Below are 21,545 nucleotides of genomic sequence, written 5' to 3' on the forward strand. Positions count from 1 at the left end.
GCATGGCTCGCCCGGACGCCTCCGTCTCTCTGTCGGCCCTCGCCCGGCTGGGCTTCGCCGAACTGAGCGACGCCGCGGCGTCGCTGGCGGAGCTGGAGAGTCTGCTCGGCGTGCCGCGCGCGATGCTGCTCGAGGCGGCGGTCGCGGCGGACCCGGATGCGGCCGTCCGCGGGATGCTGCGGGTGGCGCGACGAGACCCCTCGGCGTTGCAGGCGCTTGTCGACGACGAGGAGACGCGTCGGCGCGTCTGGCGCGTCTTCGGCGCCTCCGTGGGCCTGGCCGAGTTCTTCCTGCGCCACCCCGATGAGCTCGGCGTCCTTGCAACTCGGACCGAGGCGCTGCCCGCGGCGGACGTGTGGCGCGATCGTCTTCTCGCCGCCGTCGGGGCGGAGGACGGATTCGCTGCCTCGGCAGAGGACGAGACGGTCGTGGCCCTGCGCGTCGCGTATCGCCGGAACCTCGCGGAGATCGCGGCGTTCGATCTCAGCCACCCGCGACCCGAGGATGTCGTCGCCGCGGTTGCGGCTTCGCTTGCGGACCTCGCCGGCGCCGCCCTCGAGGCTTCGCTCGCGATCGCCCGCACCCGCCAGGCGCCGTCGGCGGGGCGCGACGCCGTCGCCACGGCCCAGCTGGCCGTGATCGGCATGGGGAAGGCCGGCGCCAGGGAGCTCAACTACGTCAGCGACGTCGATGTCATCTTCGTCGGCGGCACGTCCGACGAGGAGGCGCTGTCCGAGCCGCAGGCGATCGACATCGCCACGCGTCTGGCCAGGGACACCATGCGCCACCTCAGCGCCATCGAGGTCGAACCGCCGCTCTGGGAGGTCGATGCGGCGCTGCGTCCCGAGGGCAAACAGGGCGCCCTCGTCCGCTCCCTCGCGTCCCACGTCGCGTACTACGACCGGTGGGCGAAGAGCTGGGAGTTCCAGGCGCTGCTGAAGGCTCGTCCTCTCGCCGGCGATCCCGCACTGGGCGCCGCCTACATCGATGCCGTGCAGCCGCGCGTGTGGTCGAGCGCCGCCAGGGAGGAGTTCGTCGAGAGCGTCCAGCGGATGCGCGAGCGGGTCATGGAGCACATCGACCCGGAGGACGCCCCGTACCAGCTCAAGCTCGGCGCTGGCGGGCTGCGCGACATCGAGTTCACGGTGCAGCTCCTGCAGCTCGTGCACGGTCTCACCGACGAGTCGCTGCGCACGCGTGGCACGCTGGAGAGCCTTGACGCGCTGGTCGCCGGCGGCTACATCGGTCGGGCGGATGCGGGGACCTTCGCGGACGACTACCGCGTGCTGCGGCTCATGGAGCACCGACTGCAGCTGCGCGACCTCAGCCGCACCCACCTCATGCCCAAGACGCCGGCGGGGCTGCGCATCCTGGCCCGCAGCACGAAGCTGGCGGACACGGGCGAGGGCGTCTGGGCCCGCTGGGAGAGCGTCCGGCGCGAAGTGCGCGACATCCATACCCGCCTCTTCTACCGCCCGCTGCTGAGCGCCGTGGCCGGGCTGCCCGAGGAGGAGCGCACCCTTTCCGCGGAGCAGGCCCACGACCGGCTCGCTGCGATCGGCTTCCGCGACCCGGCGGGAGCACTGCGGCACATCGGCGCGTTGACACGGGGACTCAGCCGCAAGGCGACGATCCAGCGGCACCTGATGCCCGTCATGGTGCGCTGGTTCGCCGATGGCAGCGACCCCGACTACGGTCTCCTGGCCTTCCGCCGCATCAGCGAGCGACTGGGCGACACATCGTGGTTCCTGCGCATGCTGCGGGATTCGTCCGGGGCAGCCGAAAGCCTCACTCGGCTGCTGTCGTCTTCGCGGTACATCGGGGAGCTGCTGGAGTGGATCCCGGAGTCGGTGGCCTGGCTGGACAGCGCCGAACGGCTGCGTCCACGCAGCGCGCGAGCGCTGGACGAGGAGGCCCGAGCGATCCAGACGCGCCATGAGACGGTCGCCGACGCGCTGCGGGCCGTGCGGGCTCTGCGGCGTCGCGAACTCCTGCGGACCGCCATGGCCGCGGTGCTCGACGTCGTCACCATCGAGGAGGTGGCCACCGCGCTCACCGACATCACGGATGCGACGATCCAGGCCGGCCTCCGCGCCGTTCTCCGCGAGGCCGTCCCGCCGGAGGACGCAGCGCTCGACTTCGCGGTCATCGGCATGGGGAGGTTCGGCGGTGCGGAGCTCGGCTTCGGGTCCGATGCGGACGTCCTTTACGTGTACGACGCGAACGGCGTCGACCCCGGCAGGGCGGAGAAGCTCGCGACGAGGATCGTGGCGGGTCTGCGCGAGCATCTGACCGATCATCGCCTTCCACTCGACCTCGACGCGGGTCTGCGGCCGGAGGGGCGCAACGGTCCGATCGTGCGGTCCATCGACGCCTACGCGGCCTACTACCGTCGCTGGTCGCTGTCGTGGGAGGCTCAGGCGCTGCTGCGGGCGCGTGGTGTCGCGGGCAGCGCGAAGCTCATGGGGCGGTTCATGGAACTCGCGGACAGTATCCGGTACCCGCAGGCGGTCGACCTCCAGGGCCTCCGGGAGATCAAGCGGATCAAGGCCAGGGTCGAGGGGGAGAGGCTCCCGCAGGGAACCGACCCGCGTCGTCACCTCAAGCTCGGGCCGGGGACTCTCAGCGACGTGGAGTGGCTCGTGCAGCTTCTCCAGCTGCAGCACGCGACCGATGTCCCGGGCCTGCGGACCACGTCGACCCTGCAGGCGCTCGACGCCGCGGTGGAGGCCGGGCTCGTCGAGGAGGACGACGGGGAGCGCCTCCGGACGGCGTGGCTGCTGTCGAGCCGGCTCCGCTCGGGGATCACTCTCCTGACGGGTCAGACGAGCGACGTGCTGCCCGCTGATCGCCGTCAGCTCGATGCCCTGGCCCGACTTCTCGGCTATCCGCCGCGGTCGGCGACACCACTCGAAGAGGAGTACCTGGCCGTCACGCGGCGCGCCCGGAGGACCTTCGAGCAGCTCTTCTACGGCTAGACGGCCGGTCGAGTTGCACGATCGCCGTCCGTCGCTCAGAGTGAGCGTATGACCTCTCCTCGCATCGGCGTGATCTGGAACCCGACGAAGTCCGACCGGGATGTTCTCGGCGAGGCCGTCACCATCGCCTTCGGCGAGGAGGCCGACGTGCGGTGGGGCGAGACGACTCCGGATGACCCCGGCCGTGGCGTCGCGGCGAAAGCGGTGGAGGAGGGCTGTGCCCTCGTCATCGCGGTCGGCGGCGACGGCACGATCCGCGCCGTGGCGGAGGCTCTGGTCGGCACCGAGGTCGCTCTCGGGATCGTGCCGCAGGGCACCGGCAACCTGCTCGCGCGCAACCTCGGCGTGCCGCTCGAGGGCGTGCTCCCGGCGCTCGAGCACATCCGCGACTCCGAGCCCCACCGCATCGATCTCGGCTGGGTGGAGTTCGACGGCGAGGAGCACGCTTTCTCCGTCATGGTCGGCTTCGGCGTCGACGCGCAGATGCTCGTGGAGACCAACGACGACCTCAAGGATCGCGCCGGCTGGCTCGCCTACGTGGAAGCGATGGGGCGGGCACTCGCGGGTACCGAGATGACGGACATCACGCTGCAGCTGGACGACGAGGAACCGGAGGAGGTGCGTGGGCACACCCTGCTCGTCGGCAACTGCGGCATGCTCCAGGGAGGCATCCGTCTCCTGCCGGACGCCGTCCTCGACGACGGCCTCCTCGACATGCTGCTCATCAGCTCCGACGGGGCACTGCAGTGGCTCGACACCGTCCGCTCGGTCGTCTGGGACAACGGCATCCGTCGGATGATCGGGAACGTCGACCAGGCGGTCAGCACGGACTCCACGACTCACGTTTCGGCGGAGCGGATCCGCGTGCAGCTATCCGCGCCGCAGATGTTCGAGATCGACGGCGAGGAGATCGGCGAGATCGACGCGTTCACCGTCCGGGTGCAGCCGGGAGCCGTGCTCGTCCGCTGATCAGGCGACGGTCACCGCCGGCGGCGTCCTCTTCCTGTCCTGGTTGGGGAAGACGACCTTCTGCACGACGATGATGATGCTCGCGGCGACCGGGATGGCGACGAGAGCGCCCAGGATCCCGCCGAGCGCGCCACCGGCCACCGCAGCGATGACCACCAGTGCGCCGGGGACGTCGACGGCCTTGTTCATGATCCGCGGGGAGAGCACGTACGCCTCGATCTGCATGTAGATCAGGTAGTAGATGATCGCGAACAGCGCGGTCGAGGGCGAGACGAACAGGCAGATCAGCGAGATGATGATCGACGCCGAGAGCGTTCCGACGAGCGGGATCATCGAACCGATGAAGGCGATCAGCGCGAGCAGCGCCGGCACCGGCGCGCCGATGATGGTCAGGAAGATGAGGCTCAGGATGCCGTTGGTGAGCGCGAGGCTCGCCTGACCGATGACGTAGCGCCCGACGGCACTGGAGACGTCCTCCAGGAGCTCGCTGAACGTGTCGCGCTGGTAAGCAGGGACGAACCGGGCGGCCACCCGCTTCATGCTGCGCAGCGACGCCATGAAGTACAGCGTGAGGATGAGCACGATCGTGACGCCGGTCAGTCCTCCGGCGATCCCTGCACCGACCGCGAAGACGCCGCCGCCGATGTCGAGGAAGTTGTCCGGGTTCTGCACGAAGCCGAGCGCGCCGTCGATGGCGTCCTGGATCGTCCCGCCGAACTGTCCGCTGACGTCCTTGAACCAGGCGCTCTTCGTGAACTCCTTGATCATCTCCGGACCGTCTTTGATGAGGTTCCCGATCTGCTCCACCAGCGTCGGGACGATGGCCAGAACGATCCCGGCGAAGGCGAGGAGCACGCCGATCACGACTACGGCGACGGCCGCCGGACGGGGGAGCTTACGCTCGATGAACCGCACGATCGGATCGAGGCCGAGCGCCAAGAAGAGAGCGACGCCGATGTAGACCAGCACGGTGGCGAGCTGGCCGACGATGCCGCCGATCATGAGCGCGACGAGCACTCCGAGGGCACCGAGGAGACCGAACATGAAGGGGTTCGCCCTGGCACCGGCGACTACGCTCGTCGGCGACCGCCGCTGTGCGGACACGCTGGGTGCCTGATCCGGCGGTGCGATCAACTTCCTGCGACGCATGGTCCTCTCCCTCTGTCGACACTCGACACTCGATCATCCTCCACCCGGTCCCGCGCGCTGCTCAGCGACACCCGCCGGCTCGGCGGGCGTCGGGAGCGTCGGGTCAGTGGCTGCTGTTGCCCTTGCCGTTGTTGCCGTCGCGGCCCGGGCTCTTGCCTCGGTTCTCCTGCGCCTGCGGTGCGGCGTTCTCGGGCAGGCTCTCCTCGGCGACCGACTCAGTGACCGGTGCCGTCGGTGCCACCGGGGTCGCGGCCACCGGCTCCACAGCGACGGTCTCCGCCGGCTCGGAGTCGACGACGGCGTCCGCGGGAGCCGGCTCGACCGGCACGGAGTCCTCGACGCTGTCGAGGATCCTCGACGCACCGTCGAAGACGGCGCCCGAGCTGGCGAGAGCCTGCTCGCCGTGTCCGACCAGTGCTGCGGAGGCGGTGGTCACCGCGCCGAGGACGACCACGGCGGCGATGAGCAGGGACTCGCGACGACGGCGCGTGGGCCGCGCCGGGGATGCCCCGGGGCGCGCGGAAGCGGCGCGACGACGGGCGCGGGCCTCGGCGCGGGTGCGGGGGAGGGCGCCTGCCGTCGGCGCCGGGAGCGGCACGGTGAGGTCCGCTGCCATGTCTTCGGTGACGGGGAGATCGACCAGCCGGCGCAGTTCGCTTTCGACCTCCAGAGCGTGCGGCCGTGCTTCGGGCTCGATCGCCGTCATCGCGGTGAGCAGCCCGACCCACTCCGACCCCAGCTCCGCGGGGATCTCCGGCGCGATGTGGAGTCGGGCGAGGGCGGATTCGACGCTGAGGGTGGGGGCGAAGCCGGGCTTGCCGGTGAGCGCCTCCAACAGGACGAGACCGAGCGCGTAGATGTCGACCGCGGGACGGATCTCACCGCTGCGCAACTGCTCCGGCGCCATGTAGGTCAGCGTGCCGAGCACGATTCCGGGGGTGGTGACTCGGGACGTGTCGATCGTGCAGGCGATCCCGAAGTCCGCGAGCTTCGCGCTCCATCGGCCGTTCGTGTCAGCCGGCGGGGTGAGCAGGACATTCGAGGGCTTGATGTCGCGGTGCACGATGCCGGCGCTGTGCACGGCGTGGAGGGCGGAGGCGATGTCCGCCCCGATCGTAGCGATCTCCCGAGGTGCGACCGTTGCGCGGGCCATTCGCTTGCTCAAAGTCGGTCCCGGCACGTACTCCATCACGAGGTACTTCGGTCGGGCGGGCTCGAGGTGCGCGTCGAGGAGGGTGACCAGGCCCGGGTGGTTGAGCCCCGCGAGGAGCGCCTTCTCCGAATGCACCCGCTCCACGGACACGACGGCATCGTCGGATTCGCGGAACATCTTCACCGCGACGGTGCGTTCGAGGGCGATGTCCTCGGCGCGATACACGGTCGCCATGCCACCCATGCCGACAGCCTCCGCCAGGCGGTAGCGGCCGTCCAGAAGCGCGGCGGTGGGCGGGGCTTCCTGGGTGATCACGGCGTCCTCCACTGGCGGGACCGGGTATCCCGACGATGTCTTCACGGTATCCGCGCAGAAAAAACACTGCGTTGGGGTTGACGTGGAGGCCGACACCTGCAACTACGGATCCGCCGCGAGCTGGGAGACTGGACGAATGGCAGGGATTCACCACGTGGAGGTCTGGGTCGCCGACCTCGTGTCGGCGCGAGCTGAGTGGGGGTGGCTGCTCGGTGCGGTCGGGTTCGTCCGCGCCAGCGCGTGGCCGGAGGGCGAGTCCTGGGAGGCGGGTGGCGCGTACGTCACCCTCACCACATCCCCGAACCTCAGCGGCAGTGAACACGATCGTCGCGCTCCCGGCGTGAACCACCTCGCCTTTGCGGCGGGCCCGCCGAGCCGAGTGGACGCGATCATGGCGGCGGTCCCCGGGCACGGCTGGCGGCCGTTGTACGCGGAGCGCTACCCGCACGCCGGTGGGCCGGATCACTACGCCGGATGGCTGGAGAACTCCGCGGGCTTCAAGGCCGAGATCGTCGCCGACGAGCGCTGACGCGGGCCCTGCCCGGAGCGCCGTTACCGCCAGAGGCGGGCGGCGGTGCTGGCGGTCTCCCTGGAGATGGCGTTCGCGGTGATGAGTCGGCGGTTGGCTTCGGCGAGGGCGGCCTTCATCCGGCGGATGGCGGTGTCCCAGTCCTGGTGGGCACGGTCGTATGCGGCCTGCGCCTCACCGGACCATGAGGATCGAAGTCGAGCGGCCTCCGCGTCGAGGGTGTCGAGCTGCTCCTGGAACTGCCGGACGGTGAGGGCGAGACGCGCGACGGTGTCGGCGATGGCGTCGTGACGGACGGCGACTCTCATCGTTCCTCCGACAGCTCCTGGCTGAGGTCGAGCTCGCGGAGGACATACGGCTGAGCGACGGCGTCGGTGAGGTAGTACGTGTAGAAGATGACCGCGGCTTCGTCGGCGGTGAACACCTCGTTCGAGAACACGCGCACGGCACGGGTCTGACTGATCGGGATCAGAGTCGTCGTCCCGTCGACGGGCTCGGCACGCCCGACCGTATACAGGTGGCTTTCGCCGTCAGGCCCGGGGAGCCGAACTTCCACGGTCATCTGATCGGCTGAACCGGCCGCCTGGATGAACCCGTCTCCGCCATCTTGCGGAGTGACGATGATGCTCTCGAGGTTCGGGGCTCGCCAGATTACGTACGTGAACTTCTCTTGCCCGTCGAGGTGCCCGAGCATCATGCGCAGATGATCCGGGATGGGGCGGCGACGGTCGCTGATCCATCCGGTCATCCCTCGCGGGGTTGTCTCCGCGAACGGTCCGTAAAACGTCAAGGAACGTACCTCACTTCGACGTGTGTGATAACGATGGGGTCGCCATCGAGTTTGCCATGCGCCGGGATGCCAGCGTTCACGCTGTCATCGAACTGCCTTTGCGTGCTTCCCGCGCTGTTATAGGAGGATCGAGCCGACTCTCCTGACTTCACCTCGATCGCGGTATAGGTGCCGTCGCTGTTTCGCTCGAGTCCGTCGTAGATGCGGCCGTTCTGAGGAGATCCGTCATAGTCGACCCGGACTTTCGTGCGGAGCACCTCCGCGCCGTGCTCGTCCGCATACTGGTCAAGTCCGATCTTCTCTTTGTCGACCCACGGCTTGTTCTCCTGACCGTTTGCGTATTTGCCCTCGTAGTCTCGTCCATCCCCGCGATCGACGCCCTTGCGGGGGTCGGCGGCTCTGTCGGTTTCGCGGAACCACCGCCCGGTTGCATCGCCGATGAGTCCGGCACCGACGCCGGCGACCCCGACACCTGCGGCGGCGATGGCGGGTGCGCCGGCGATGGCACCGACTCCGGTTACCGTCAGACCTCCGCCACCGACAGCGAGTGCGGCGCCTCCGATGAAGGTCGCAGCCCCGCCGAGGAGTTCGAGGATGATGTCCGGGTGCTCCCACAGCGTCTGCGCGGAGACGGCGAGCATGTCCATCGTGGCCTGGAACGGCTGCACGACAGCAAGGGTGAACACCGCCTCGGTGACGGCATGCTCGGCTGCGGTCGCGGCCTCAGCCTCGGTGAGCGGCATGCGCGCGGCCTCTGCAGCCCGGTCCAATCGGACAGCGCAGTCCCGGGCGAACACCTCCAGCGTCGCCCGGGCGTTGAACAGCACCTCTCTGGCCTGTTCATGCGCCGGACCGGACGGGTCGACGAACGGCACATCCATGTCCGGGTGCCGTAGGCCCCGCCCGACCCGAAGCTCCCGGACGTAAGTGCGGTGCGCGGCCAGTGCCGTGGCGGCCTGCTGCTCGGCCTCGTCCCACAGGGTGATGGCGCGCGCGGCCTCCTCTTGCGCCCACTCCAGCGCATCCGCCCAGGTGAACAGGGCATGAGCGCCCTCGCGGAGGCCGTCGCCGGCGTTCGACCAGTGCAGCAGCTGACGATCGAAGCGCGCCAGGTACGCGTCGTAGGCCTCGCCCGTCCAGGTACCCTCATCATCGAGCGTCGCGAGCTGGTCGTGCACCCGGGCCGCAGCCAGGCCGTGTGCCTTCCACGCCTCGGCCGTCGCCCTGACCTCGCCGGGGGAGCCGGGAATGAGAGCGGCGGCGGACCGGGTCTGCCCGAGCTCCATCACTCTTCCCAGATCATTGCATCGACCTCGGCCTTCGCGGCATCCGTCCCCTCGTCGAAGATCCGGGCCGTCGTCGCCAAACGCTCGGTGAAATCGTCGCTGTCTGTCACCCGGGCCGCGAGGCCCGCAGACCAGGCTTCGGCGAACCGCCCAGAGGCTGCGACCACCCACTCGTGGCCGGCGCTCGTCGACGGGGTGAGGTCGGTCGACCCGACGTCTGCGATGATGCGCCGCGTCTTCGCCGCCATCGTCCGCAACACGTCCGTGTCGACCTCATAGTCCTGCGACATGCCGCCCTCTTCCTGCGAGCCCCCCGGCTGCGGAATCGAGCATAGGCGAAGACGGCGTCACATGATAGGACGGAATGTATGAATATGTGGGTGAAACATCCCCAAATGAGTACTCAGGCGCATGGTTGCTTTCGTCGCACGGTTCCCTTACACAGCGAAACAGCCCGCCCCCAGATGGGGACGGGCTCTTTCGCGATCCGCGGTCGGCTCAGACGCCGAAGTACAGCTCGTACTCGAACGGGTGCGGACGCTGAGCGATCGGAAGTATCTCGTTCTCGTACTTGTAGGAGATCCAGGTCTCGATGAGCTCCTCGGTGAACACGCCACCCTCGAGGAGGAACTGGTGGTCGGCGCGGAGCGCCTCGAGCGAGTCCAGCAGGGAGTTCGGCACCTGCGGGATGTTCTTGGCCTCCTCGGGCGGGAGCTCGTAGAGGTCCTTGTCGACGGGCTCGTGCGGCTCGATACGGTTCTTGATGCCGTCAAGACCCGCCATGAGCTGCGCAGCGAAGGCGAGGTACGGGTTGCCCGAGGCGTCGGGGGCGCGGAACTCGATGCGCTTGGCCTTCGGGTTCGAGCCCGTGATCGGGATACGGATCGCAGCGGAGCGGTTCCCGGCCGAGTAGACCAGGTTGACCGGAGCCTCGAAGCCCTTGACCAGACGGTGGTAGCTGTTCAGCGTCGGGTTGGTGAAGGCGAGCAGTGCCGGCGCGTGTGCCAGGATGCCGCCGATGTACCACCGCGCGATGTCGCTGAGCTGACCGTAGCCGGCCTCGTCGTAGAACAGCGGCTTGCCGTCGTTCCACAGCGACTGGTGGGTGTGCATACCCGAGCCGTTGTCGCCGTACAGCGGCTTCGGCATGAAGGTGGCGACCTTGCCCCACTCCTCGGCGGTGTTCTTGACGATGTACTTGAACTTCAGGATGTCGTCCGCCGCGTGCACCATGGTGTCGAAGCGGTAGTTGATCTCCTGCTGGCCGGCCGTGCCCACCTCGTGGTGGGAGCGCTCGAGGATGAAGCCCGCATCGATGAGCTTGAGAGTGATGTCGTCGCGCAGGTCGGCCGTCTTGTCGACCGGGCTGACGGGGAAGTAGCCGCCCTTGTAGGGGGTCTTGTTGGCGAGGTTCCCGCCCTCCTCCTCGCGGCCGGTGTTCCACGCGGCCTCCTCGGAGTCGACCTTGTAGAAGCTCTCGCCGGCGGTCACGGAGTAGCGCACGTCGTCGAAGATGTAGAACTCGGCCTCGGGGGCGAAGAACGCGGTGTCGGCGATGCCGGTGGAGGTGAGGTACTTCTCCGCCTTCTTCGCGACCTGACGCGGGTCCTTCGAGTAGATCTCGCCGGTGCGCGGGTTGTAGATATCGAAGATCATCACGAGCGTGCTCGCCTCGCGGAAGGGGTCGATGTACGCCGTCGTCACATCCGGGATGAGCTGCATGTCCGACTCGTGGATGCTGGCGAAGCCGCGGATGGAGGAGCCGTCGAACAGCTGTCCGTCCGTGAAGAAGGCCTCGTCGACCGTCGCCGCAGGGATGTTGAAGTGCTGCTGCACACCAGGGAGGTCGGTGAAACGGATGTCAAGGAATTTGACGTCGTTCTCCTTGATGTAGGCCAGTACCTCGGACGAATCTTTGAACATGTACGACTCCTGTGATGCGGATCGATGGCTTCGGGGCCACTCTGCACAGTACGGACGGGGGATTTCTCCACGGTATCCGCTTTGTTTCGTCCGTGTTACAGCGTGAGCAGGATCGGAGGGCATCCACAGCCTCGGTAGGCTGGAGGGGTGACGGATGCTGTGAACACGTACCCCGGTGAGCGACTCGGACTCCCGGAGTCCGGACCGGGGAGCATCGGTCGCCCTGGACGTCGGATCGGAGCCCTCGCGATCGACTGGACGGCAGCCGTCATCCTCTCCGTCGCGTTCTTCCAGTACGACCCGTTCGCCACGCTGCTCATCTTCGGCGTGGTACAGATCCTCTTCATCCCGACCGCCGGCGGCAGCCCTGGGCACCGCATCCTCGGTATGCGCGTCGTCCGTCTGGACGGCGGATGGGTCGGTCTGTGGCGCCCGATCGTGCGCACCCTGCTGCTCCTGATCGTGATCCCGGCCGTCGTGTGGGACCCGGATCAGCGCGGTCTGCACGACAAGGCCGTGGGCACGGTCCTCATCCGAGCCTGACGCTCAGTCGCGGCCGCGGTTGCGCCGGCGCGCCTCGCGGGGCGCTCTACCGCCGAGGAAGGAACGCGCCGGATCGACGATGTACCCGCGCCGCAGCGCTTCGCGGCCGATCAGCATTCGGAAACCCATCTCGTCCCGGTTGCTCAGCGTCACCTCGGCCATGACCTCGCGGTCGACGAGCCGGATCATCAACTGCACGACGAGACGCTCCTGCGCGTGCCCGGACGAACTCCGGACGGCCCGGCGGTCGTGGATGGGAGACTCCACGACGACGGCGTCCTCCTGGCTGTCCTGCCAGGGCTTCACGCGGAAACGCGCCCAGGCCTCGCCGTCGCGTTCGAACTCCTGGATGTCGAAGGCGTGCAGCGACGACGTGCGGGCGCCGGTGTCGATCTTGGCTTTGATCCAGTCGACGCCGAGATCGGGCAGGCTCACCCACTCGCGCCACCCCGTAAGGGTGTTTGAATGGGTAGACCTACTCACCTGATACATCCTGGCAGGAAATCCCCCGTGAAGATCGCAGTGCTGTCCCGTGCGCCGCAGGCGTACTCCACCCAACGCCTCCGCGCGGCCGCACTGCAGCGGGGCCACAACGTGAAGGTGCTCAACACGCTGCGCTTCGCGATCGACCTGACCTCCGACGAGCCCGATCTGCATTATCGGGGCCGGCAGCTCAGCGACTACGACGCGATCCTTCCTCGCATCGGCAACTCGATCACGTACTTCGGCACCGCCGTGGTGCGGCAGTTCGAGCAGATGGACGTCTACACCCCCAACACGGCGAACGGCATCTCCAGCGCGCGCGACAAGCTCCGCGCGAATCAGATCCTCTCCCGGCACAACATCGCTATGCCGCCGACCGCCTTCGTGCGCAACCGCGCCGACGTGCGACCGGCGATCGAGCGCGTCGGCGGCGCTCCCGTGGTGATCAAGCTGCTCGAGGGCACCCAGGGCATCGGCGTGATCCTCGCGCCTCAGGTCAAGGTGGCGGAAGCGATCATCGAGACGCTGCACTCCACCAAGCAGAACGTTCTCATCCAGAAGTTCATCTCCGAGAGCCGAGGCCGCGACATCCGCGCGCTCGTCGTCGGGGACCGCGTCGTCGCGGCGATGCGGCGATCGGCGGCGGGAGACGAGTTCCGTTCCAACGTGCACCGCGGCGGCTCGGTCGAGGCGATCGAACTGGACCCCGTCTACGAACGGGCGGCGGTGCGGTCCGCGCAGATCATGGGCCTCCGCGTCGCGGGCGTCGACATGCTGGAGGGCGATGAGGGTCCGCTGGTGATGGAGGTCAACTCCTCGCCCGGTCTGCAGGGCATCGAGACGGCGACCAAGCTGGACGTCGCAGGCGCGATCATCGACTACATCGCCGGTCAGGTCGCGTTCCCGGAGATCGACGTGCGGCAGCGCCTCACCGTCTCCACCGGCTACGGCGTCGCGGAGCTCATGGTGCACGGCGCGGCCGACCTCGTCGGCAAGACGCTGGGGGAGGCGGGCCTGTGGGAGCGCGACATCACCGTGCTCACCCTGCACCGCGGGGTGAGCGTCATCCCGAACCCGCGAAAGCACGTGGTCCTCGAACCCGACGACCGCCTGTTCTGCTTCGGCAAGCTGGATGAGATGCGTTCGATGATCCCCGAGCGTCGTCGCCGTCGGGCGAAGGTGCGCCGCCTGCCCAAGCAGCCGCTCTCGGAATGAGAGAAGCGCGGCCGCCCTCGATGAGGACGGCCGCGCTCCGCAGTTCAGGGGTGCCGATCAGCGCGGACGCTGCGCGCGCACCTTCGTCGGGTCGATCCCCTTCGGGATGGGGAGCGACGAGAGGGACTGCGACACGGAGTCGATGCGACGGATGACCGCTGCCATCGTGGCCTTGTCGATGGCCTTCGGCAGCTTCTTGATGGTCTTCGCGAGGTCGGCGATCGGCACCTCGTCCTCACCGTGACCGACGTAGAGCACTGTGATCGGCACACCGTGGGCGACGCGCTGCGCGCGGCTGCGCTCCTCGTTGACGAGACGCGTGAGGCGCCCGCGGGCACCCTCGCCGACGACGACGATGCCGCCGCGGCCGACCGTGCGGTAGACCGCCTCCTGCGTCTTCGGGTTGATGCCGACGGGCGTTTCAGAGGCCTGCCACTGTCGACCCAGGCTCGTGCTGAGCACGTGACCGGTCGCGCCGGGCATGCCGTCGATCTTCGTGTACATGGCCGACGTCGAAAGCCGGGTCATCAGGAACAGGGCGCCGAGGACGCCGAGCATGAGGCCCGTGATGGCCCAGAGGATGAGCGTCCACACCTGGAACGGCGGGATCAGATAGCCGGCGAGGAGGCCGAGCAGCACGCCGCCGATGAGGATCGCGGCCTGCGCCCACGGGAGCCAGGGGTAGGCCTCGCGCGTGAACCGGAAGAGGGACTTGATCTGGGAGAAGAACCCAGGACGCTTCTCGGGTTCGGGAGCACGCTTTGCCATGGAGACCAGCCTACCGAGTCCGCGGCCTTCGCGATGCCGTCGTTCGCGCGCAGCGGAGCGCATGGCTTCGTCTCTCCTCCACAATCGGAATCGCTGTCCGATCTCGTCCCAGCGAGACTGGGCTCGATCGCGAGGACGCACCGGTCGGCTGTGATGGATCGCATGCCGAATGAGCCTGAGCCCCTGACCGAAGACCAGGCTGTGCTTCCGCAGGCGCACCGCACCATCCGACTCCTCGACGCGGCGGAAGGGCCGTTCCGCGGCGCACTCGTGACGACGCCGGACGGGCTGGCCGTCCGCCACGACGCCGAGGGTCTGGCCGGCTGGGGCGGCTGGCGGTACGCAGGGGCGCAGCACATCGCGGCACCGCTCGACATCATCCGCCGAGCGCGCGGACACGACGTCCTCCTGCCGTGGTGTGCAGAACGCGTGGAGACCTCAATCGACCGCCGCCGTCGGTCGCGCGGGCGCCTGTCGACGGGGGAGGTGGGCACGGTGGCGGTGAGCATGCTCCGCGGGCTCGCGGAGCTCGGTCCCGCGGAGTGCGGAGCGATATCTGGCTCGTGGTGGCTCACCGATGCCGGGCGCCCGGTGTTCGTTCTGGGACCGGGGCGCGAGGCGGTTCACACCGTGCTGGATCTCCTGGAAAGCCTGCGCGAGGAGTGCGCGGACAAGATGCTCGCGCGGGTTCTCGACCGTGTGCACGACCGGCTTCAGGCGGCGGCAGAGCGACGTCGGGTGCCACGGCGGCTGCTCGAGGAGGCGGAGCGCGAGCTGCTCGAGATCGCGACACCGCGGCCCCTGGAGCGCGAGGCGGCCGGGCACGTCGAAGCGACGGGCGGCGTCGGTGTCCGGAGTGCTCTGCGGCCTCGGGTCCGCGTGGAGCCTCCTGCGCCCGCTCTGTTGCGGGATCGGAGCGGGAGACACGGGCGTCCGCGAAGGGCCCGGCGCCACGGCACCCTTCCCCTCCTCACGGCGATGCAGGGTCGTGGGGAACACGTGCTCCGTGCCGGTCGAGCCCTCGTCAGGCGCCGCGCGGGGAGCCGGCCGAACAGGGGAGGAGAGAGCCGGGGCGCACGGTCCCGGAGAGCGGGGCTGATCGTCGTCGCTGGTGCATGCGCAGGCGGCGTGCTCCTCCTCGGACTGCTCTGGCCCAGCGAGCGCGACGGTTCGGCTGCGGCGCCATCCGGGAGCATGTCGGTCGGTTCGGGGCGGTCGTCGGAAGTCACCCCGAAGACCGCGACATCGCCGATGCCGACCCCCGTGAGGTCAGCCCGGACAGCATCGCCGACGATCGAGGGACCGGAGGCCGCCCTGCCGGCGCTGGTGGCGGGGATCAGTCGGTGCCGGGAGAACGGCGACACCGTCTGCGCGGACGCGGTCGCCCCGGGCTCCGACGGCGTCGTGGCCGCGGCCGCGGTCACCGAGGCGGAGGGGCAGGCGGCTCTGGTCGATCAGTACGGCGACATCGCGGTGTTCGAGTACGCGTCCCTGCCCGACGACGTCGGCTCCGGGGGGCCGGCACTGATCGTCGTGCTCGTGCACACGGACGAAAAATGGCTGGTCCGCGACGCATATCGCGTCGCGGACCAGCCGAAGTGAGGCGAAGCCTGGGGTCAGGCGCCGAGCTGACCGCTGAACTGCGCGGCCTCGAGACGAGCCTTCACCGCACCGAGGAAGCGTGCCGCGTCGGCACCGTCGATGATGCGGTGGTCGTAGGACAGCGCCAGGTACACGTACGAGCGGACCGCGATCGCATCAGTGCCACCGACCTTGACAAGACCCGGGCGCTTGACGACCGTGCCCGTGCCGAGGATCGCCGACTGCGGCAGGAAGACCACGGGAGTGTCGAACAGCGCGCCGCGCGAACCCGTGTTGGTCAGCGTGAACGTGCCGCCGGCGAGCTCGTCGGGCTTCAGCTTGTTGTCGCGCGTGCGTGCCGCGAGGTCGGCGATCTCGTGCGCGATCTCGGCGATGTTCTTCGACGCGGCGTCGCGGAGCACCGGCGTGAGCAGGCCGCGCTCGGTGTCAACCGCGATCGAGACGTTCTCGGAGGCCGGGTAGACGATCTGCTCGCCGTCGACCGTCGCGTTGATGATCGGGAAGGCCTGGAGAGCCTCCGCCGCGGCCAGCGCGAAGAACGGGAGGAAGGAGAGCTTGTCGCCGGTCTTCTCGAGGAACGACGCCTTGACGCTGTCGCGGTATTCGGCGAGAGCGGTGACGTCGACCTCGACCACGGTGGTGAGCTGGGCCGTCTGCTGCATCGACTCGACCGCGCGCTTGGCGAGAACCTTGCGCAGGCGCGACATCGGCTGAGTGGTCCCGCGCAGCGGCGACACCTCGAGCGGTGCCGGCGCCGGTGCGGCGGCGGCTGCCGGGGCACTGGTGGCGGACTCCGCGGCCTTGAGGACGTCCTCCTTGCGGATGCGTCCGCCGACACCGGTGCCCTTGACCGTCGCCAGGTCGACGCCCTGCTGGGCGGCCAGACGACGCACGAGCGGGGTCACATAGAGGTTGTCGCTCTCGGTCGGCAGCGACAGCTTCGGGGCGGCGGGCTCTGCAGCCGCCGGAGCGGCCGGAGCGGCCGGCTGCGCGGACGCTGCCGGTGCCTCGGTCTGCGAAGCCGGAGCGGCGGGAGCCTCGGCCTGCGGAGCCGGAGCGGGAGCCTGAGGCTCCGCAGCGGGAGCCTCGGCCTGCGGGGCCGGAGCGGCGGGAGCCTCGGCCTGCGGAGCGGCGGGAGCCTCGGGCTGAGCCGCGGGAGCAGCGCCGGAACCGACGCGCGCCAGCACGGCGCCGACCTCGACGGTCTCGTCCTCACCGGCGACGATCTCCTGCAGCACGCCGGCGACCGGCGAAGGGATCTCGGTGTCGACCTTGTCGGTGGAGATCTCGAGGAGCGCCTCGTCGACCTCGACCGAGTCGCCGACCTGCTTGAGCCACCGGGTGACGGTGCCCTCGGTGACGCTCTCGCCGAGCTCGGGGAGCACGATGTCGGTCGCGTCGCCGGACGGCGCCGCGGGCGCGGACTCGGCGGGCGCGGACTCGGCGGGAGCCTGCTGCTCCGCTGCGGGAGCCGCGGCGGGCTCCGGAGCGGCGGGGGCGGCGGCTTCGGCCGGAGCGGCTTCGGCGGCAGCAGGGGCATCGCCGGCGGGGGCCGCGCCGCTACCGTCGCCGATGCGGGCCAGCAGAGCACCGACCTCGACGGTCTCGTCCTCGGCCACGAGGATCTCCTCGATCACGCCGGTGACCGGGGAGGGGATCTCGGTGTCGACCTTGTCGGTCGAGATCTCGAGCAGGCCCTCGTCCGCCTGGACGGTGTCTCCCACCTGCTTGAGCCAGCGGGTGACCGTACCCTCTGTGACGCTCTCACCGAGAGCGGGGAGGACCACGGATGTGCTCATGACTGAGTCTCCTTCAGAAGTTGTATGACGCTTGTCTAGCTTAGTGACTCGGGCACCGGTTGGTGCTCAGAGGGCGTGCAGGGGCTTTCCGGCCAGCGCGAGGAAGGCTTCGCCGAGGGCCTCGCTCTGGGTCGGGTGGGCGTGGATGAGCGGCGCGATGTCCTCGGGATGGGCCTCCCATGCGACCGCGAGCTGCCCCTCGGTGATGAGCTCGCCGACACGGTCACCGAGCAGGTGGACGCCGAGGACGGGACCATCCTTGAGGCGGACGACCTTGACCAGGCCACCCGTGCCGATGATCTCGCTCTTCCCGTTCCCGGCGAGGTTGTACTCGTAGGAGTGGACCGCATCGGCACCGTGCGCGTTGATCGCCGCCTCCTCCGTGAGGCCGACCGAGGCGACCTCGGGGCTGGAGTAGGTGACCTTCGGGATCTGCACGTCGGGCACGTTCACGGGGGAGAGGCCCGCGATGCGCTCGGCGACCGCGATCCCCTGCTGGAACCCGCGGTGGGCGAGCTGGAGGCCGGGCACGATGTCGCCGACCGCCCACACACCGGGGACGGCGGTGCGGAGGTCGCCGTCCACCGTCACGAACCCGCGGTCCAGGCGCACGCCGGCTTCCTCGAACCCCAGGTCCGCGGTGACGGGGCCGCGACCGACGGCGACGAGGAGGTAGTCGGCGGTGAACTCCTTGCCGTCTTCCAGGGTGACGGTGACGGACGAGCCGTCCTGCATGGCGCTCTGGAAGCGCACGCCGAGGGAGTACTGGATGCCGCGGCGCCGGAACGCCCGCTCGAGGCCCTTGCTCATCGCGATGTCCTCGTTCGGGACGAGGTGGGGCAGCGCCTCGACGATCGTCACCTCGGCGCCGAAGGAGCGCCACACGCTCGCGAACTCGACGCCGATCACGCCGCCGCCCAGGATGAGCACGCGGTCGGGGATGACGTCCAGGGCGAGTGCCTGCTCGCTGGTCAGGATCCGTCCGCCGATCTCGAGCCCCGGCAGCGAGCGGCTGTACGACCCGGTGGCGAGGATGACGTCCGTGCCGACATAGACGTCGTCGCCGACGCTGACGCTCCGGTCGGCGTTCAAGCGGCCGAATCCGGCGACCGTCGTGATGCCGCGCGCCTTCACGAGCCCCTCGAGGCCCTTGTACTTCTTCGCGACGATGCCCTCGCGATACGTGCGGACGCCCGCCGGGTCGATCCCGCCGAACGAAGCCGTGACTCCGACGGAGGAGGCGTCACGCACGTGGTCCGCGACCTCGGCGGCGTGCAGCAGCGCCTTCGTGGGGATGCACCCGCGGTGCAGGCACGTCCCGCCCACCTTGTCCTTCTCGATCAGTGCGACGGACTTGCCGAGCTCGCTCGCTCGCAGTGCCGCGGCGTACCCGCCGCTGCCGCCGCCCAGGACGACGATGTCGAAGGTGTGGGTTGTCATGGGTGTCATGCCTCCGTGTGGGATGCTGCTTCGGCGAAGGCGATGATCGATCGGACCATCGCCCCCGTGGGGCCCTTCTCGGTGAAGCCGTAGGGAGCGCCGGCGTGTTCGCCGGATCCCGCGATGTCGAGGTGCACCCAGGGGATGCGCGGCGCGTCGTCTGCGTCCGAGGTACGGCCGACGAAGCGCCGCAGGAAGAGGCCGGCGAAGGAAGCGCCGCCCATCCGATCTCCCATGTTGGCGTTGATCATGTCGGCGATGGGGGAGTCGAGCGTCTCCTCCATGTAGGCGGGCAGCGGCATGTGCCACGCGGGCTCGCCGGTGCGGGCGGCGGCGGCGAGGAACTCCGCGACCGTGTCGTCGTCGCCGAACACACCGGTGTGGCGGTGGCCGAGGGCCGCGACGATCGCGCCGGTCAGGGTCGCGACGTCGATGATGACGTCGGGGTTCTCCCGGCTCGCGGCGACCAGGCCGTCGGCGAGGACGAGCCGCCCCTCCGCGTCGGTGTTCAGCACCTCGACGGTGGTGCCGTCGAGGATGCGGATGACGTCGCCGGGGCGGAGAGCCCGACCGGACGGCATGTTGTCGGTGATGCAGAGCCAGGCGGTCACGTGCACGGGGAGCCGGAGGGCGGCGATGGCGCGGAGCGCGGCGAGGGAGGTCGCGGCACCGGCCATGTCGAACTTCATGCCGACCATCGAGGCCGCGGGCTTGAGCGACAGACCACCGGTGTCGAAGGTGATGCCCTTGCCGACGAGAGCGATGTGCCGCTGCGCGTCGGCCGGTGCGTAGTCGAGGCGGACGAGGCGCGGCGGCCGGTCGGAACCCTGCCCGACGCCGAGGATGCCCCCGAAGCCCTGCTCGGCGAGAGCGGTCTCGTCGAGGATCTCCACGGTGACGTCGAGGTCGGCGACGCTGTCGGCGGCGCTCTGCGCCAGCTGCGCGGGGCTCTGCCATTCGGCGGGCACGTTCACGAGGTCCTTGATGAGCGCGACGGCCTCGCCGGTGGCGTGGGCGCGGGCGATCGTCGCGTCGTCGAGCGGGGCGTGGAGGATGACCGCCGTCGCGCGCTTCTTCTTGCCGTTCTCGGCCCGGTAGTCGTCGAAGCGGTAGCCGCCGAGGACGGCGCCCTCCGCCGCCGCGGCGGCGTGCTCCTCGAGCCCGCCCGCGAGGCCGAGCGAGACGGTGTCGAAGCCGGTCAGAGAGCGGAGAGCCGTGCCGGCTGCGCTCCGCACGGACGCGTCGTCGATGGTGGACCCGACGCCGACGACCGCGAACGGGAGCGTCGTCACCTCGGGGGCGTAGACCCGTGCGAACGCTCCGGCGGCGCCGGTGAAGCCGACGCCTGCGAGGACGTCGGCGAGACCGGGGTGAGCCGCCAGGGGCTCGGCCGACTCGGAGAGATCGGGGACGACGAGCACTGCGGCATCGGCAGCGCTTCCGGGGAACTGATCGGTGGTGTGCGAGAGCACGGGAAGCGTCATGCTCTCCATCCTAGGATCTCCGCCCGACGGTCAGCGGCCCGGCGGCCTGGGTGTGTTCGCTCTCAGCGAGACACGTCAGAGCCCCGCTTCGGGTGCGGCTCGTAGCATGGAGACATGCCCTTCTCCGGAGAGATCCACGAACGCGTCGCGAACGCTCCCACGGTGCCCCACGGCCTGCCTCTCGTGATGTTGCTCACCGGTTTCACCGACGCGGGCAGCGCGGTGTCCGGGCTCATCGACCATCTGCGGGAGACGACGTCCCCGCAGCCGCTGGCGATCTTCGACAACGACGTGCTGCTCGATTACCGGGCACGACGCCCTGTCATCTCGTTCGACCAGGACCACCTCGCCGAGTTCCGCCCGCCGCGCCTCGAACTCTCCCTCGCCACGGACGCGCTCGGACGCCCGTTCCTGCTCCTCACGGGGTACGAGCCCGACTTCGCCTGGAACGCCTTCGCGGAGACGGTGCTGGATCTCGCCGCGGAGTTCGAGGCATCGGGGCTGCACTGGGTGCACTCCATCGCGATGCCCGTGCCGCACACGCGTCCGATCGGCACCACCGTGAGCGGGAATCGACGCGATCTCGTGGTGTCGCACTCCGTGTGGCGTCCGCGCACCCAGGTCCCGGCGACCGCGGGTCATCTGCTCGAGTTCCGGTTCGCGGAGCGAGGCGAGCGGGTCGTCGGCTTCGTGCTGCTCGTGCCGCACTATCTCGCGGAGACGGAGAACCCCGAAGCGGTCAGCGCGGCGGCGGAGAAGCTCATGGCTTCGACCGGACTGGTGCTCATGCTCGACGCCGTGCAGGAGCGGCGGGCGGACTACATCGCCCGCGTCGACGAGCAGGTCGCCGCGAACGACGAGCTGCAGCAGATGGTGCACAACCTCGAACGCCGCTACGACGCCTACATGGCGGGCCGGGATCCCGAGGACGACTCGTACGACGAGGGCGGCTTCAGCGAACGCGACCTGCCCAGCGCGGACGAGCTCGCTGCCGAGCTCGAGCGTTACCTGGCCACTCGTCCGTCCGGCGACGACGACAAGCCGGGCCGCGGCTGAATCTCCCGCAGCGGATCGCGCGCGAATGCGTCCTCATCGCCATACGTATGCGATACTAGGAGT

19 protein-coding genes are annotated in these 21,545 nt (G+C 69.5%); 7 read left to right on the top strand and 12 right to left on the bottom strand.

What is annotated here, in order from left to right:
* The first annotated feature begins 2 nt into the window (after positions 1–2).
* The gene (locus tag CYL12_RS03300) at positions 3–2,978 is read left to right on the top strand and encodes a bifunctional [glutamine synthetase] adenylyltransferase/[glutamine synthetase]-adenylyl-L-tyrosine phosphorylase (protein ID WP_101845514.1); all 2,976 of its coding nucleotides are present in this window, start codon (positions 3–5) and stop codon (positions 2,976–2,978) included.
* Positions 2,979–3,026: 48 nt separating this feature from the next.
* Positions 3,027–3,947, top strand: a complete 921-nt coding sequence (locus CYL12_RS03305; RefSeq protein WP_101845516.1) for a diacylglycerol/lipid kinase family protein — start codon at positions 3,027–3,029, stop codon at positions 3,945–3,947.
* Here the strand turns inward: CYL12_RS03305 and CYL12_RS03310 are convergent, their stop codons facing one another.
* A complete protein-coding gene (locus tag CYL12_RS03310; RefSeq protein ID WP_353615392.1) occupies positions 3,948–5,051 on the bottom strand; it encodes an AI-2E family transporter in 1,104 nt (367 codons plus the stop codon). It lies immediately after the preceding gene.
* Positions 5,052–5,199: 148 nt separating this feature from the next.
* Positions 5,200–6,564 carry a serine/threonine-protein kinase gene (locus CYL12_RS03315; protein ID WP_158297088.1) on the bottom strand — a complete coding sequence of 455 codons (1,365 nt, stop codon included), beginning with the start codon at positions 6,562–6,564 and terminating at the stop codon, positions 5,200–5,202.
* Between the two features lie 136 nt (positions 6,565–6,700).
* Here CYL12_RS03315 and CYL12_RS03320 point away from each other — a divergent pair, with 136 nt between their 5' ends.
* A complete protein-coding gene (locus tag CYL12_RS03320) occupies positions 6,701–7,093 on the top strand; it encodes a VOC family protein (protein ID WP_101845522.1) in 393 nt (130 codons plus the stop codon).
* A 23-nt stretch (positions 7,094–7,116) separates the two neighbouring features.
* On the opposite strand, the gene CYL12_RS03325 is transcribed toward CYL12_RS03320, so the two are convergent.
* The 5 genes from CYL12_RS03325 to glnA all read right to left on the bottom strand — a co-directional run bounded on the left by CYL12_RS03325 (position 7,117) and on the right by glnA (position 11,092).
* Positions 7,117–7,401 carry a WXG100 family type VII secretion target gene (locus CYL12_RS03325; RefSeq protein ID WP_101845524.1) on the bottom strand — a complete coding sequence of 95 codons (285 nt, stop codon included), beginning with the start codon at positions 7,399–7,401 and terminating at the stop codon, positions 7,117–7,119.
* A complete protein-coding gene (locus CYL12_RS03330; protein WP_199399181.1) occupies positions 7,398–7,790 on the bottom strand; it encodes a hypothetical protein in 393 nt (130 codons plus the stop codon). The genes CYL12_RS03325 and CYL12_RS03330 overlap by 4 nt, the downstream gene beginning before the upstream one ends.
* Positions 7,791–7,879: 89 nt before the next feature.
* On the bottom strand, positions 7,880–9,169 hold the full coding sequence (locus CYL12_RS03335) for a WXG100 family type VII secretion target (RefSeq protein WP_101845529.1): 1,290 nt from the start codon (positions 9,167–9,169) through the stop codon (positions 7,880–7,882).
* Entirely contained in the window at positions 9,169–9,459 is a 291-nt protein-coding gene (locus CYL12_RS03340; protein WP_101845531.1) for a hypothetical protein, read from the bottom strand. The genes CYL12_RS03335 and CYL12_RS03340 overlap by 1 nt, the downstream gene beginning before the upstream one ends.
* A 208-nt stretch (positions 9,460–9,667) precedes the next feature.
* Positions 9,668–11,092: a type I glutamate--ammonia ligase gene (glnA, locus tag CYL12_RS03345; protein WP_025103592.1), complete on the bottom strand. Its 1,425-nt coding sequence runs from the start codon at positions 11,090–11,092 to the stop codon at positions 9,668–9,670.
* A gap of 147 nt (positions 11,093–11,239) precedes the next feature.
* On the opposite strand from glnA, the gene CYL12_RS03350 reads away from it, so the two are divergent.
* Positions 11,240–11,635, top strand: a complete 396-nt coding sequence (locus CYL12_RS03350; protein ID WP_025103591.1) for an RDD family protein — start codon at positions 11,240–11,242, stop codon at positions 11,633–11,635.
* Between the two features lie 3 nt (positions 11,636–11,638).
* Here CYL12_RS03350 and CYL12_RS03355 read toward each other — a convergent pair whose 3' ends face one another.
* A complete protein-coding gene (locus tag CYL12_RS03355) occupies positions 11,639–12,127 on the bottom strand; it encodes an ATP-dependent zinc protease family protein (protein WP_101845533.1) in 489 nt (162 codons plus the stop codon).
* An 18-nt stretch (positions 12,128–12,145) separates the two neighbouring features.
* Here CYL12_RS03355 and CYL12_RS03360 point away from each other — a divergent pair, with 18 nt between their 5' ends.
* On the top strand, positions 12,146–13,333 hold the full coding sequence (locus CYL12_RS03360) for a RimK family alpha-L-glutamate ligase (protein ID WP_101845535.1): 1,188 nt from the start codon (positions 12,146–12,148) through the stop codon (positions 13,331–13,333).
* 57 nt (positions 13,334–13,390) lie between these two features.
* Here CYL12_RS03360 and CYL12_RS03365 read toward each other — a convergent pair whose 3' ends face one another.
* Entirely contained in the window at positions 13,391–14,101 is a 711-nt protein-coding gene (locus tag CYL12_RS03365) for a DUF4191 family protein (protein ID WP_101848648.1), read from the bottom strand.
* A gap of 162 nt (positions 14,102–14,263) precedes the next feature.
* Between CYL12_RS03365 and CYL12_RS03370 the strand changes: the two genes are divergently transcribed.
* Positions 14,264–15,703, top strand: a complete 1,440-nt coding sequence (locus tag CYL12_RS03370) for a hypothetical protein (protein WP_158297089.1) — start codon at positions 14,264–14,266, stop codon at positions 15,701–15,703.
* A 14-nt stretch (positions 15,704–15,717) separates the two neighbouring features.
* Here CYL12_RS03370 and sucB read toward each other — a convergent pair whose 3' ends face one another.
* From sucB to CYL12_RS03385, 3 genes are all read right to left on the bottom strand, one after another.
* Positions 15,718–17,502, bottom strand: a complete 1,785-nt coding sequence (gene sucB, locus CYL12_RS03375) for a 2-oxoglutarate dehydrogenase, E2 component, dihydrolipoamide succinyltransferase (RefSeq protein WP_101845539.1) — start codon at positions 17,500–17,502, stop codon at positions 15,718–15,720.
* Between the two features lie 66 nt (positions 17,503–17,568).
* Positions 17,569–18,942, bottom strand: a complete 1,374-nt coding sequence (lpdA, locus tag CYL12_RS03380; RefSeq protein WP_101845541.1) for a dihydrolipoyl dehydrogenase — start codon at positions 18,940–18,942, stop codon at positions 17,569–17,571.
* 5 nt (positions 18,943–18,947) lie between these two features.
* Entirely contained in the window at positions 18,948–20,426 is a 1,479-nt protein-coding gene (locus CYL12_RS03385) for a leucyl aminopeptidase (protein ID WP_101848649.1), read from the bottom strand.
* 114 nt (positions 20,427–20,540) lie between these two features.
* Between CYL12_RS03385 and CYL12_RS03390 the strand changes: the two genes are divergently transcribed.
* Positions 20,541–21,482 carry a proteasome assembly chaperone family protein gene (locus CYL12_RS03390; RefSeq protein WP_101845543.1) on the top strand — a complete coding sequence of 314 codons (942 nt, stop codon included), beginning with the start codon at positions 20,541–20,543 and terminating at the stop codon, positions 21,480–21,482.
* Positions 21,483–21,545 lie beyond the last annotated feature (63 nt).

Origin of the sequence: Zhihengliuella sp. ISTPL4 (assembly GCF_002848265.1) — a bacterium.
Taxonomy (GTDB): domain Bacteria; phylum Actinomycetota; class Actinomycetes; order Actinomycetales; family Microbacteriaceae; genus Microbacterium.

Coding starts and splice junctions, on each gene's coding strand:
- CYL12_RS03340 (WP_101845531.1), bottom strand. CDS start 9,459: ATGTCGCAGGACTATGAGGTCGACACGGACGTGTTGCGGACGATGGCG.
- CYL12_RS03320 (WP_101845522.1), top strand. CDS start 6,701: ATGGCAGGGATTCACCACGTGGAGGTCTGGGTCGCCGACCTCGTGTCG.
- CYL12_RS03370 (WP_158297089.1), top strand. CDS start 14,264: ATGCCGAATGAGCCTGAGCCCCTGACCGAAGACCAGGCTGTGCTTCCG.
- CYL12_RS03325 (WP_101845524.1), bottom strand. CDS start 7,401: ATGAGAGTCGCCGTCCGTCACGACGCCATCGCCGACACCGTCGCGCGT.
- sucB (WP_101845539.1), bottom strand. CDS start 17,502: ATGAGCACATCCGTGGTCCTCCCCGCTCTCGGTGAGAGCGTCACAGAG.
- CYL12_RS03390 (WP_101845543.1), top strand. CDS start 20,541: ATGCCCTTCTCCGGAGAGATCCACGAACGCGTCGCGAACGCTCCCACG.
- CYL12_RS03305 (WP_101845516.1), top strand. CDS start 3,027: ATGACCTCTCCTCGCATCGGCGTGATCTGGAACCCGACGAAGTCCGAC.
- CYL12_RS03385 (WP_101848649.1), bottom strand. CDS start 20,426: ATGACGCTTCCCGTGCTCTCGCACACCACCGATCAGTTCCCCGGAAGC.
- CYL12_RS03335 (WP_101845529.1), bottom strand. CDS start 9,169: ATGGAGCTCGGGCAGACCCGGTCCGCCGCCGCTCTCATTCCCGGCTCC.
- CYL12_RS03300 (WP_101845514.1), top strand. CDS start 3: ATGGCTCGCCCGGACGCCTCCGTCTCTCTGTCGGCCCTCGCCCGGCTG.
- lpdA (WP_101845541.1), bottom strand. CDS start 18,942: ATGACAACCCACACCTTCGACATCGTCGTCCTGGGCGGCGGCAGCGGC.
- CYL12_RS03365 (WP_101848648.1), bottom strand. CDS start 14,101: ATGGCAAAGCGTGCTCCCGAACCCGAGAAGCGTCCTGGGTTCTTCTCC.
- CYL12_RS03355 (WP_101845533.1), bottom strand. CDS start 12,127: ATGTATCAGGTGAGTAGGTCTACCCATTCAAACACCCTTACGGGGTGG.
- CYL12_RS03330 (WP_199399181.1), bottom strand. CDS start 7,790: ATGATGCTCGGGCACCTCGACGGGCAAGAGAAGTTCACGTACGTAATC.
- glnA (WP_025103592.1), bottom strand. CDS start 11,092: ATGTTCAAAGATTCGTCCGAGGTACTGGCCTACATCAAGGAGAACGAC.